Genomic DNA, 12,530 nt, shown 5'->3' with positions numbered 1-12,530 from the left:
AGTGAGGGGGCTCCATGCCAACATCCGACAGTGACTGGAAAAACTACAACCACCTTTACGATCTGGCGCTGGACCGCTTTTGCCAAGGAGTTCTTGCTAATGCCCAGACGATCGCTCAGAACGACGCGCTATCAGCTCAAGCGCGATATCGTACGCTCTATCGCTTTATGCGGAATCGGGACAAGGACATGGCAATGGCATTCAATGTAGGCCGACGCCGAGAGATTTCCTTATCGCTGAGATTGATGATTGCCTATGACCTGCTGGACGATCAGGAATTGGCGGTTCTGAGTGACGAGTTACGTGAAAGGATTTCCGACGCTGTTCGCCAGCCGTATGAGATTGAATGGGCTGAAGACGCCTAGTTTTTTCAAGTCTTTTCCAGAGAACCTGAATGTTGATCTTCAACTGTACTGAAGCGGCCTGCGCCTTCTTCAGCCGTGTAAACAAAGGTAAGAAAATCACGCCAGTGGAAAAGCCACCCTCATCCGTCATAGAGGATGATGAGGTGGGTGAGTTCGCCGAACAGTGGCTGGTTCATGCAATCACTGTGCAACGCAAATATGTGTTGTTCGTCATCCATGTGCAAACCCGTTATTGCATGATTTTCGCCGATGCTAAAAAGCCGATGTTGAAGGTTTTGTCCAACGGTTTTCAGAGCGATGGATCAATGGCTTGATGCGTCACGCGGGACAGCACGACCTCCTTCGCTGGGTCGATGACGAACCGATGATGGAGCGCTTCCAGAAAAGTTGCCGTGAGTACGCTTTTTACAAACGCGGTCATCGCGGTGCGCAAAAGCACATCAACGAAATTTCCTGGATTTTCGAGGACTGTGCCGCCGAATGGGGCACGTTACCCGCAGATGAATACGCTGTGGGCCGCTTCGATGGCGATATGAACGACACCCCGAGAAGCAGCAAAGGTCATAAGGGCTATTACTTTCCGGATGAGGAAATGATCGTGCACTGGTTGCGGCGTTACGGCGGTCTGGATGAGTCCGCCGCCCAGGCAGCCGTGAGCGGCGTATGGAAGTGAAACGAGAGATATGGGCGTTCGAACGGCAACTTGCTCAAGGAGCGCAATGAAGAAGGCGTAGCGCTACAACCACCCTGGACGAAGTTACTTGTCGGCCAACCCCGGCGCTTCCCGAATAATGAAGTGGTCCAGGTTCTCGATATTGGCACTGAACACCCCGAACGTCTGGTCGGGGTTTTTCTTGCTCGGCACCTGCTTGAACTCCGGCGTCACGCCATAAAAGAAGCAGTACAACGGCGCATCACTGTCGATGGCGTGCTTGATTTCTGCCAGGAACGCTTTGCGCTTGCGGTAGTTGTCGATCAGCTTCTTGCTCAGGTAAACGTTGACTGAGTAAGGCTTCTTTTTTGCCTCGTCCGCTTGCTTGAACCAGACCTTTGCTTCGAAATCGATGCGAAAGCTCAGCGTGTAATCCTTGATCTCCTTGATCTTGCCCCAGTAGATCAAGCCCCTGTTGTCCTGCAAGTACTCGATCTTCTTGAAGAACGATCCATAGGGCGCCGTGTGCTCGCCGATCTTCAGCGGCATGCGCTTGAGCAGATCCTTGTTATCGAAATTCGAGACGAAACATTCCACCGGGTGTGCGAAGACACTGGTCTTGTCCGGTGTCGAGTCCTGGGCGGAATGAGTGTTATCACCGTGGGGCGATACAGAGAGGGGCGTAGGGCGAGTCGCTTCAACATCCTTCGGCAGATCGGACGGTTGACGCACGTACTGACGCCGAGTCAGCAACAGCTCCGACGGAAAATGCTCTTCGCGGTCGTCATCCGTTTCCGCCTCGTCACTCTGAGCACCCAACCCCGGCGTTTTCGGACTGACATAAGGGCAGCCCTCGATATGCTGGGTCGTTGGTTGGTTCTTGAAATGTGGCGTGCGAATGTAATTGACGTTCTTGGCATTGAATGTCGTCAGCCGATTCTCCTCATCAAACGCCGCCCGACAGGCATCGTTGGGGCACTGGAACTGTTCTTTCGCGGAATCGAACGCCACCGTCTCGTCGAAATTCAGATCGCGCACGTCATAGATCGACAGCTTGTCGTCGAGGCTGCGGCAGTAAGCGAGGTCGAATTTCATTGCGGACTCGGGACCTTGAGGGGGAAAGGATATTAATAGCGGGAGACGGGGTGGGTTGCACTGACTGTTTTCAGCTCAGTGCAAAATCTGCAGCAAGACCCCGGCCATGGACAGCACCCGAGACTTTATTGATATCCCCAGCTCGACACCAACCCTGTGGCGAGGGGATTTATCCCCGCTGGGCTGCGCAGCAGCCCCCAGTTAAGGCAGCGAGCGGGTCGTTCCAGCGTCAAAGCACGCAGTCGTAAGTGCGGATGTTCTGTCTCAGCGCCGCCAGAAACGAGAAGGCGTTTTCCACCCGCTCGCCCTGGAAGCCATGGTAATAGCTTTCCGGCGTCAGCACGGTGCCGGCACCGCGTTTGTTGTCGGGGTGCAGGCAGTAAGGGATCGACAGAAAACCACTGTCGAAGGCACCGAGCAGGGCTTCGGACAAGTTGCTGTCGTGGGCCAGCGTACCTTCGATCAGGCGTTTCGCGCTGCGCAGGACGCGTCCGTGTTCCTGGGAATCGAACGGAATCTGCGGTAAGACGCCGTCGGTGTTCAGGCAGTAGTCGCAGTACTCCAGCGCCGCGATATTTTCCTCCACCCGGGGAATGCGCCTTGATTCCACCGGTGTCTTGATGATCACGCGCTGCACACCCGTGGCGCGGATCATCGCCAGCGCATCGCCAGTGATTCGGCAAAAACCGCCAAGCGAGCGCGGGAAGAACCCCATGAACACATAACCGACAAAGTGATAGCTGCCCGGGGCAAAATATTCGGCCGCGAGTTGCTGGAGGGCTGTCACCGCCGCACGATCCTGCACCGGCGAGGTGCCTTGAGCGTAGGAGAACGACAGCGTCTTGATGCCATGGGAGCGCAAGAACAACCCTTCAAGAATATTCAGCGCCACCAGAATCACCGGGTCGCACATCTGTCCCATCATGCAACCGGCGAAGCTTTCGATGTGACTGTTGTCGACGCCGCTGGACAGCACCTGACAGGCTTTTTCCCAATGCCCGAACGCCTCGCGCAACGGCGTGCGACTGTATGGCAGGCAATAGGAAATTGGCCCGCCCTCGGTGGTGGGCAGACCGACTTCGACCATGCGCTCGAAAATGTGCAAGGGGTCGGGCGAACCATGACGCACCTGCACGGGCAGGCGGTAGCGCGCATCGATCTGGTCGATCATGGCACGGGTCTGCGCTGGCGGATGGTTGACGATCGGATAACCGTTGAGCATCGATTCGCTGTCGATGGCCCGTTGCGCTGCTTCAAGATTGTTTACCCGGGTGAACGCATCAAGGGTGATGGTGCACACCGTGTTCGCCCGGCTCGCTGCCGTGGCTTCCAGGCCGGCTTGCATCCGGGTCGGGTCACTGAAGCCCATTCGCGGCTGGAGCACCGGGCCATGCGCGTTGAAGCGCTCAAGAACATGAGTGTTGAAATCGATCATCCTGATCTGCCTTTTTCTGCGAATCGGTAAGGGTGCAACGGGTCAGTGAGCGATCCGTTTCTCCAGGTAATGCTCTGGATACAACTGGGCGGACACCAATTGCTGAAAGGCATCGAAGCTATTGGCCACGCTGTCGTCGAACACCTCATCGAAACCGGCGGCGCGCAATGTGTCGCTATGTCGGGCAATGGTCTGAGGATCGTTTTCGGTGCAGATCTTGCCGCCGATATACACCCCGTCGGTGTGTTTGGTTTCGCTACGAATACGCCGCGCGAGTTCAGCGCCTTCGATGTAGCCATGGCCATTGACCGTGCTGACGACGACCATGGCACTGGCGTGGCGGTTGAGCCGCGCGATCACTTCATCCATGGGCGTGTTCGGTCCCAGATTCTCGACGTTGCAGCCCATGTCCGTGAGCAGGAACTCCATGAACACCAGATTCCAGCTATGGGAATCCGAAGGCACGGTGGTGAGCAGAGCGGTTTTGCTGAAAGTCATCGTAAAGTCCCTTTTTAAGTTGCTGTCCTGGTTGCGTAGTACGGGAGTGCCCGTTGAAAGTTGCGAAAGTTGGTGGTCACCGAGTTGATGTAGCCCCAGGTCTCGGCATAGTTCCTGGGAAAGGGTTTGGAACCTTCGATCCTGTCGCGTTCGCGGGCAGTGATGTAGTTCGGCCAGTCTTTGGATCGTGGGCGCCGGTGATGGAAGTCGTGACACGGTGTATCGCCGACCATCACAAACACCCGGACAAACAAGTGGAACGCCAGCATCTTGATCAGCCAAACGCTGATATGGGCGAAGCGTCGAACAGTCCCCGCACCCTCGGGGATGCGCAGTTCTTCGCCGATGAATACGCCGGTGGTGCTCTCGCAAATGAAGTCGATGCCGCGCCGTTCCAGTACGTCCACGCTGGGCCAGGTGTGCTCGGCCGCCAGGCGAAATGTGGTGCTGATGTGGTAGCCGGCGAAGATCGGAATCACCCACGCCACGATGAACAGATCGAAATGGCCCAAGGCTGCCGACAGCAGTGCAAGGCCCACCCAGAAGACCAGGGTCAATGCTGCGACGCGGCGGTTTTCAGCCGTGGCGGTGCCTTTCAATCGGCCCCAGCACGAACGCAGCACGGCCAGTGGCGACAGCGCGGTCGAGACCAGTTTGATCCACATGCTGGCGATGCTGTCGGACGGTTTCAACCCCACCACACTTTGCAGGTAGGAGAGGGTATCGTCATCGTCGGTCAGCAGCGTTTTCGAACTGTGATGCAGCGCGTGTTCGCGCTTGTAGGTATCGAAGGGTTTGAGCATCAGGACGCCGGAAATGATTCGGCCGACGGTCATATTGGTCTCGCGCGATTCGAAGACCATGTCATGGGCGCAGTTGTGGCAGATCATCACTTGCATCTGCTTGATGCCACCGGTGGCCAGGACAAAGCCCAGCAGCCACAGCGCAATGCTGGCTTGCGAATAACCGATACCGGCCAACAGTGCGCCGCCGGCTATTAATCCCGCCGACACAACGATATGGTGGAACGGCTTCAGAGGACGGACTTTATCGAGATCTTCGGGCAGAGGCTTGGCTGTCAGCCAACTCAGAAACGGCTGCATGAACCCTGGAAGGGCGCGCATTGAGTTACGTATCATCCATGTTTCCTCTAGGGTTTTGCTCCATGCAAAAACTGTAACGTGGCCTCTGGATATTTCGAATAGAAATAGGTGGGGATCGATTTTCCATTTTTGGGTATGTCATCGACATGGATTGGGATGATCTGAAGGTTTTTATCTTCGTGGCTAAATCGAACAACGTGACCGAGGCCGGAATCTCGCTCAAGGTTTCGGCCTCGACGGTGTCGCGCAAGATCGCGGCGCTTGAGGAATCGCTCGGCACGGTATTGTTTTCGAAGAAGACCAACGGTTACTTCCTGACCGAAGCAGGAAGAGCGTTGCTGCCATTGGCACTGGAAACGGAAGAGCGTTTCAAACTGATCGAGCGGCAGATGTCGCAACCGGGTGATCGGATGGCGGGACAGGTGCGCATCGATTGTCCGGAACTGATGGGCACGCACTTGATCATTCCGCAACTCGCGGTATTTCATGATCAGCACCCGGAGATCAGCTTCGACTTCATTAACTCGGCGGTGTCGTCGAAACTCACGCAGAGCCACAGCGACATCATTATCCGCTTGCGCAGACCGGAGAACGGTAACTTCACCATGCGCCGGGTCGGGACCCTGATGCAGGGGCTTTTCTGTTCCCGGGCTTATGCCGATGCCAACGGTCTGCCGGCCGAACCCGCCGACCTCAAGCACCATAGCCTGATCGGCTGGACCGAAGAAATGTCGTATATGCCGCTCGCCCAATGGTTGAGCGAAATGTCCGGAGACCAGAAGCTGTGGATGCGTGTTTCAAACCTGAATGCGCAGCTCAAGGCCGTCGAAGCCGATCTGGGGATTGCCGCGCTCCCCGTCTATGTCGGACACCAGTCCGGTCTGTGCCAGGTGTTGGCCAATCACCCTGCTCGCCGTTCGGAAATCTGGTTGCTGCGCAATCAGGCGACCCAGGGTGTGAGCCGCGTTGATCGAGTGGTGGAATATCTGACGGAGCTGTTTCACGGCAAAGCGGTCGGCATGCACTGACGACCGTCTTACCGCGAGGTCATGGCACCAGAATCAATGAACCTTGGGTTTGGCGGTATTGCATGACGCAGTGGGCCTGGGCAGCCAGCGCGAGGGGAAAGCGGGCTATTGCCGGCAAACGAATCGCGCCGCTGGCCACGGCTTGCAGCACACGTTCGGCCGCGTGGGTCAATTCAGCGTCGCCGCCGATGTAGTGCTTCAACGACGGCCGCGTCACATGCAGCGAACCCATTTGCCCGAGCCGGGACAGGTTGAAATCCGTCACGTCGCCCGAAGCATTGCCAAACAGCACGAGGTGGCCGCGCGGACGCAAACTCGCCAATGACAGCTCTACGGTATCTTTACCGATAGAGTCGAATACGACATGGGCGCCTTTGCCATCGGTCAATTCACGGATCGACCCCTGTGTGTCTGGCGCTTCGGCATTGAGGGCCGCGATGCACCCCACATCCAGAACCTGACGGCGTTTGGCTTCGGTCGAAGCGAGACCTATCACGTGTACACCGCGAGCGACCAACCAGCTTGTGGCAATGCTGCCCACGCCGCCCGCCGCCGCGTGCCACACCACAAAGTCACCAGGCGCCAGCGGCACGCAGCGATGCGTCAGGTATTCGGCCGTCAGCCCTTTGAACATGATGCCCGCCGCGACTTCGCTCGGCACGCCGTCGGGCAAGCGTATCGCCCGCGAAGCGCGAACGACCGCGTGATCGGCGTAGCTGCCGGTCGAGCTGTCGACGAAGGCCACTCGATCGCCAATAGCCAGGTTTTTCACCTGCGATCCACATTCGACGACACGCCCAGCACCTTCCATGCCCAAACCCCGGGGGAAGGCTGAACCATCGTCCAGCACGCCGGAGCGCCGGTGCAGGTCGATGAAGTTCACGCCGGCGGCTTCGATGGCCACAGTGATTTCTTCAGGGCCGGTGGTACGCAGTGGATATTTGCGCAATTCCATGACGTTGGGTGCCCCGGGGGCGGCGAAGACAATTCCGTGGGTCTGGGTCATGGGAGCCTCCTTAAAGCGGGCCGATGCGCAGGAAAATCCATACGGCAACCGCTATCAGCATCAGACCGAACGCCGCGTTCTGAAACATCAGCAGTTTGGGGCGGGACTGGATCAGTTTCTGCACGGTCGAACCCATCGACACCCAGATGACATGGGAGAAGAAGTTCAGCGAAATCAGCGCCGCACTGAGGATCAACACGACAGTGCTGCTGGTCTCGCCGGAAGGCATGAAGGTGGAAAACATCACCAGCAACATCACGATCCCTTGCACGTTGCCCAGCTGTATAACAATGCCGTCCCGAAATTGCAGGTGCATAGCCTTGTCGGTGGGCGCTTTCAATGGACGACGCAGCATGCGCACACCCAGCCACAAGATGTAGAAACTGCCCACCACTTGCAGCGCCCATACCAGCGTCGGATTGTTCATCAGCGTGTGATAAAGGCCTAAGCCGACCAGCACGGCGATCAGGAAGTAAGTAATGTCGAGCCCAACGATAAACCGCACCGAACGACGCACACCGCTTTGCGCACCCGACGTCGCCACCATCAAGTTGCCGGGGCCCGCACTCAGGGTCAGCGGAACCATGGTCGATAGCCAAAGCAACCAGTTGATGCTGAAAATTTCTTGCATGTTGTCTTCCTTAATCACAACGCGGACTTAACTCCGGCAAGTCTAATTCGCAGTTGCTTCTAAGGTTATAGCGAAGAGCGCAAGGCGGTTTCCCATAAATGGGGGGAAGCGTGGTGGGGAGGAGGGCGGTCGCCGTTGCCTTTAGGTGAACCGAGGTTTCGGGAGGGCCAAGCTGCTCGGGCGTGAGGCGTCCGGTGGCTATCGGAAATCTCCGGGGTGGGCTAGCTTAGCGAACCCCAGGGAGGTAATTATGAGTGAGCGGGTGCAAGTAGATATACGGCTAGGCCAAGTCCCAACTTTCCCAACTGGCTGAACGTGTATGGCGTGGCGACAAGGTGGTGATCACCAGAGCCGGCCAGCTATATCTGGAGCTGCGGCCTCATCCCGATACACCACGGGTGCGCAAGCCTGGGCGGTTGAAGGGTAGGGTCCGGATGTCTGCGGAATTCAACCAGACCCTCGACGACATCATCGATGGATTCGAGGGCGGTCCCCTGGAACCCTCGTGATCCCTATGAGCAAATGTTGATTGCCCAGGCTCAAGAACACTGATTACTCCAAACCCGCCACCGCCCCTGTGGCGAGGGGATTTAGCGAAACGTCGCACCGCCCCGCTGGGCTGCGAAGCAGCCCCAAGACAACCGGCATCATAATGCCGGTTACGCGGTGAAACCCTTGGCTAACCGGAATTATATTGCTGAAAGCTGAGCGCCCGGTCGAACGAGAAAATCAATGAAAGAAGACACCCCCGAAGGTCGCCAGGCACTGCTTGAAGATATCTCGACCCAGCACGCGACGGGAAACGAAACCCTGGGAACCGCCGTTCGCCGACTACGACTCGAGGTCACCGGTTTGGACCAGGAAACCTTTGCACTGATGTGCAAGATGTCGACCAAAGCCCTGTACCAGATCGAGAAGGACAAGGGTAATCCGACCCTCAGCACCATTGACGCCATCATGAGGAAGTTCGGACTGCGTCTCGGGCTGACCAGAGCGCCACAAACCATTTACACGCCGCCGCTTGGGCAGGAAAAGCCTGTCTCTAATGCGCCCATTCGTGGCACTAAGCCTCGTCGCCAATAGGCGGATCAACAGGCACTTCAGCAATGCAAGCCTGGTCGAATTCCCCCATGGTCGCCTCGTCGATAGCGTCGATTTTCAGCAGGGCTTCGGCCGAGCTGTGAATCGACTCGAAGGCCTCACTTTGAATTCGTCAGCCATTAAATATCTCCAGTAGAAGTCGGACTGAAGCCTTGCCCCATCCCCGTGGCGAGGGAGCTTGCTCCCGCTGGGCTGCGAAGCAGCCCCAATCTTCACTCAGCAACCAACCGACTGACCTTCCCATACAGCGACAAAGTGAACGCCTCCTTATCACTGGCAAGATGACAACGCCGATGACAATTCGGGCACAACGCAACCGCGTTGGTAATGCTGTCCGATCCTTGCTGAGCTAAATGCTTCACATGATGCACCTCAAGAAAGGGTAACCCATCAACCTCGAACGGTGCTTTCTGGCCGCAACCTTCGCAGACACCCTTAGCCAGTTCAGCAACCCATGCCCGGATTTTTGGATCCCGAACGTAGGACGTCGTGGTCGTGCTGACTTGCTGTGGATTTGGATTGCCTAAAGGCTCGACCTTGAGTCCTTTCTTCTGCAGATTCGAGGCTCTGCTGATTAACGTTCGCTGATCAGATGTCGGAGCGAATTCTCCCGCGCTAGGCATCACCTTGCTGGCAAGCACCTTACGAATTCGCTGGGCAACACCTGCACCGATATTTTTGGCAGGCATGTAGCCACTGATTCGCGGCAGACTCATTTGCTCCAACACTGCCGAAATATTCTGCATGCGGTATTCAACCGACGAGGCGCTGCGCTTGCTCAGCGGTCCGTCACGCAGAAGCTGATTTTCAATCGACTTCTTGAAGGTCTGGCCGTTTAACTCTCGATCTAGCATTTTCAAATAAGCATCAATCGAAGCCTCAAGCTCTCTGTCGCTCCAACCGCTTTTTTCCTTTGGGGTATCCATACGTTCGCCGAGGGTTAAAAACCCTCGGACGATACTGACAGGCCATTACGGCTGTCTACGAAAATTCCTACAGAAAAAGCTCAGTTTTCGTTCGGATGGATCCTAGGAGACTGAATGCCCAGCCTCATGAAAAGCCTCAAGTAACCTACGCCACCAAGGCTTAACCACCTTCGCTCGACCCCGAGTCCGGTTAAGCAACAGATACGGCATGTCCCGCAGCCGAATCCAACCGTCGTTTTGCCAATGCAGTAGACTCAACGACATCTCCGGCCAATCCAAAACGCTCAGCATTGGCCGCTCGGTATCGCTTGGGGTCTGTGCGTCCCTCAACGCTGGCACTACATGATGTGTGAGCCATTCACGCAACAAGCGATTTCCGGGCGCGTAGTGGTAAACCAACAAGGCGTATACACCGGACTCGCTGAGCATCAGCCGCTTTTCAGGTTGGCCGTGGTAACAAATCGGCAGGATGTGTCGCTGGTCTTCATCCAGCTTGCTGACCATGCGGTCGTTCAGATGCACACCCATTAAACGACCGAGATCGCGAGCACAGAACCAAGGTTGGTTTTCCAGGAGGAGGGCGTGGAGGTGGAGGTTGTGACGGGTGAAAACTGCCGGAATGTAAGCGTCACGCATGATCACTCTCCGAGGTGTGCGGAGAGCAGGTTGGATTTCTTCTAAGCATAACGACCTCTACGTATGAAGTTAGCGGCGCGAGCCCGACGTAGAGGGTGTAAGAAGATCCCAACAAGCTATTTCTCACCACGGAGTCGCATACGTCCTCGGACGGTACGCGGTTCGATGTTTGGCGATTAGCTACTACGTTGGGCGTTTCTTAGGCACCTGCGAATAAGATAGGTAACCAGGCGATACGGCGTCAATGCGGAAAAATTCTGGTTTTTTCGTAGGGGAAAGGAGGCATGCTTGCCCTGAAGCTAAACACGGCTGATTCTGCGGGGCACAAAAAACCCCGTTTTTACGGGGTTTTTAGTTAAGCGCTCGCCAAGTAACTCGGCGGGTTCTGCTTAGGATCGTTCGACATCAATCCCAGCTCAACGCCCCACCCGTCTGATACTCAATCACTCGCGTCTCAAAGAAGTTCTTCTCTTTCTTCAAGTCCATGATCTCGCTCATCCAAGGGAACGGGTTAGTCGTGCCTGGATATTCTTCTTTCAGACCAATCTGCGACAGGCGACGGTTGGCGATGAACTTGAGGTAGTCCTCCATCATCGCCGCGTTCATGCCCAGCACGCCGCGAGGCATGGTGTCACGGGCGTATTCGATCTCCAGCTGCGTACCCTGCAGGATCATCTGGGTCGCTTCTTCCTTCATCTCGGCATCCCACAGGTGCGGGTTTTCGATCTTGATCTGGTTGATCACGTCGATGCCAAAGTTCAGGTGCATGGATTCGTCGCGCAGGATGTATTGGAACTGCTCGGCGACGCCGGTCATTTTGTTGCGGCGGCCCATGGAGAGGATCTGGGTGAAGCCGCAGTAGAAGAAGATGCCTTCCAGGACGCAGTAGTAGGCGATCAGGTTACGCAGCAGCTCTTTGTCGGTTTCCGGGGTGCCGGTTTCGAACTTCGGATCGGAGATCGAACGGGTGTACTTCAAGCCCCAGGCGGCTTTTTTCGCGACCGATGGGATCTCGTGGTACATGTTGAAGATTTCACCTTCGTCCATGGCCAGCGATTCAATGCAGTACTGGTAGGCGTGGGTGTGGATCGCCTCTTCGAAGGCCTGGCGCAGGATGTACTGGCGGCATTCCGGGTTGGTGATCAGGCGGTACACGGCCAGGACCAGGTTGTTGGCAACCAGGGAGTCAGCGGTGGAGAAGAAGCCCAGGTTGCGCATGACGATGCGGCGCTCGTCGTCGGTCAGGCCTTCCGGGTTTTTCCAGAGGGCGATGTCGGCGGTCATGTTGACTTCTTGCGGCATCCAGTGGTTTGCGCAGCCATCCAGGTACTTCTGCCAGGCCCAGTCGTATTTGAAAGGTACGAGCTGGTTGAGGTCGGCGCGGCAGTTGATCATGCGCTTTTCATCGACGGCGACACGGGCGGAGGCGCCTTCGAGTTCGGCGAGGCCTTCGGCGACGTCGAGTTTGTCGAGGGCGGCCTTGGCGCGAATGATCGCGGCCGAGTCGCTGGCCGTCACGGCCCGGGCTTCGAGGGCGGCGGCACCGCCGGCGCTGTCGAGGCGGTCCATGTTGGCTTCAGAAGCGTGGCCGGCGTTGGCGCCTTTTACAGCAACTTCGCCGTCTTCTTTGTCGAATTCGTCCCAGCTCAGCATGACGTGTCGTCTCCTGCGTGAGGGCCAGATGCCCGATGAAGGCCTACTGGCCGCGATGGATCTTGGAAAAATCGTTTGTTGCAGCAGCTGACGCAGGCAATAAACAGAAAAATGTACGGGTCATACCGGAGCGGCGGTGAACGCGAGGAGGCGATTGGCCTCTGCGTAGGCTCCCAGTAAGCGTGATCCCCTGTAAGGGAATATTGCAGGCCCGTTTAAGGCGGCATTATAAGGACTTTTTTGCCTACGTGGTGCGGCGAAATAGCTCACAGAAGGGGCGGCGGGTGGCATATCCGCGTGGGAGCGAGGGTTTACAAGGCTTTGGCCGCTTAAGATTTTTTTTGCACGAAGCGGATCGCAGATTTTTTTGATCAAAAAATCAGCGTTTTTTGCGGTTTTGC

12 protein-coding genes and 1 pseudogene are annotated in these 12,530 nt (G+C 56.6%); 4 read left to right on the top strand and 9 right to left on the bottom strand.

What is annotated here, in order from left to right:
- Nucleotides 1-14: 14 nt before the first annotated feature.
- Entirely contained in the window at nucleotides 15-365 is a 351-nt protein-coding gene (locus BM321_RS06235) for a hypothetical protein (RefSeq protein ID WP_092175476.1), read from the top strand.
- Between the two features lie 29 nt (nucleotides 366-394).
- Nucleotides 395-1,088: pseudogene (locus BM321_RS06230) on the top strand (hypothetical protein).
- Between the two features lie 34 nt (nucleotides 1,089-1,122).
- Here the strand turns inward: BM321_RS06230 and BM321_RS06225 are convergent.
- The 4 genes from BM321_RS06225 to BM321_RS06210 form a co-directional block, all read right to left on the bottom strand.
- Nucleotides 1,123-2,112: a hypothetical protein gene (locus BM321_RS06225; protein WP_092441909.1), complete on the bottom strand. Its 990-nt coding sequence runs from the start codon at nucleotides 2,110-2,112 to the stop codon at nucleotides 1,123-1,125.
- A gap of 229 nt (nucleotides 2,113-2,341) precedes the next feature.
- The gene (locus BM321_RS06220; RefSeq protein WP_092441908.1) at nucleotides 2,342-3,547 is read right to left on the bottom strand and encodes a methylaspartate mutase; all 1,206 of its coding nucleotides are present in this window, start codon (nucleotides 3,545-3,547) and stop codon (nucleotides 2,342-2,344) included.
- A 42-nt stretch (nucleotides 3,548-3,589) separates the two neighbouring features.
- Complete coding sequence (locus BM321_RS06215) at nucleotides 3,590-4,045, bottom strand: cobalamin B12-binding domain-containing protein (RefSeq protein ID WP_092441907.1); 456 nt, start codon at nucleotides 4,043-4,045, stop codon at nucleotides 3,590-3,592.
- A 14-nt stretch (nucleotides 4,046-4,059) separates the two neighbouring features.
- Complete coding sequence (locus BM321_RS06210) at nucleotides 4,060-5,184, bottom strand: fatty acid desaturase (RefSeq protein WP_175534905.1); 1,125 nt, start codon at nucleotides 5,182-5,184, stop codon at nucleotides 4,060-4,062.
- A 110-nt stretch (nucleotides 5,185-5,294) separates the two neighbouring features.
- Between BM321_RS06210 and BM321_RS06205 the strand changes: the two genes are divergently transcribed.
- Nucleotides 5,295-6,176 carry a LysR family transcriptional regulator gene (locus tag BM321_RS06205; protein ID WP_092441905.1) on the top strand — a complete coding sequence of 294 codons (882 nt, stop codon included), beginning with the start codon at nucleotides 5,295-5,297 and terminating at the stop codon, nucleotides 6,174-6,176.
- Nucleotides 6,177-6,195: 19 nt separating this feature from the next.
- Here the strand turns inward: BM321_RS06205 and BM321_RS06200 are convergent, their stop codons facing one another.
- Together BM321_RS06200 and BM321_RS06195 are read right to left on the bottom strand one after the other, a co-directional pair.
- Nucleotides 6,196-7,182, bottom strand: coding sequence for a quinone oxidoreductase family protein (locus tag BM321_RS06200; RefSeq protein ID WP_256573380.1), 987 nt, complete (start codon nucleotides 7,180-7,182; stop codon nucleotides 6,196-6,198).
- Nucleotides 7,183-7,192: 10 nt separating this feature from the next.
- Entirely contained in the window at nucleotides 7,193-7,813 is a 621-nt protein-coding gene (locus tag BM321_RS06195; protein WP_092201650.1) for a LysE family translocator, read from the bottom strand.
- Between the two features lie 732 nt (nucleotides 7,814-8,545).
- Between BM321_RS06195 and BM321_RS06185 the strand changes: the two genes are divergently transcribed.
- Nucleotides 8,546-8,896 (top strand): helix-turn-helix domain-containing protein, encoded by a 351-nt coding sequence (locus BM321_RS06185; protein ID WP_092441903.1) that lies wholly within the window; start codon nucleotides 8,546-8,548, stop codon nucleotides 8,894-8,896.
- 230 nt (nucleotides 8,897-9,126) lie between these two features.
- Here BM321_RS06185 and BM321_RS06180 read toward each other — a convergent pair whose 3' ends face one another.
- From BM321_RS06180 to BM321_RS06170, 3 genes are all read right to left on the bottom strand, one after another.
- Complete coding sequence (locus BM321_RS06180; RefSeq protein ID WP_092441902.1) at nucleotides 9,127-9,840, bottom strand: HNH endonuclease; 714 nt, start codon at nucleotides 9,838-9,840, stop codon at nucleotides 9,127-9,129.
- A 102-nt stretch (nucleotides 9,841-9,942) separates the two neighbouring features.
- The gene (locus tag BM321_RS06175; protein ID WP_092441901.1) at nucleotides 9,943-10,476 is read right to left on the bottom strand and encodes a BRO-N domain-containing protein; all 534 of its coding nucleotides are present in this window, start codon (nucleotides 10,474-10,476) and stop codon (nucleotides 9,943-9,945) included.
- Nucleotides 10,477-10,881: 405 nt separating this feature from the next.
- Complete coding sequence (locus tag BM321_RS06170) at nucleotides 10,882-12,129, bottom strand: ribonucleotide-diphosphate reductase subunit beta (RefSeq protein WP_024776511.1); 1,248 nt, start codon at nucleotides 12,127-12,129, stop codon at nucleotides 10,882-10,884.
- Nucleotides 12,130-12,530 lie beyond the last annotated feature (401 nt).

It is taken from the genome of Pseudomonas sp. NFIX10 (assembly GCF_900111955.1).
GTDB classification, from domain to species: Bacteria; Pseudomonadota; Gammaproteobacteria; order Pseudomonadales; family Pseudomonadaceae; genus Aquipseudomonas; species Aquipseudomonas fluorescens_AA.
The sequence above is the reverse complement of the archived record's forward strand: the minus strand, read 5'-3'. Positions and strand labels throughout refer to the sequence as shown.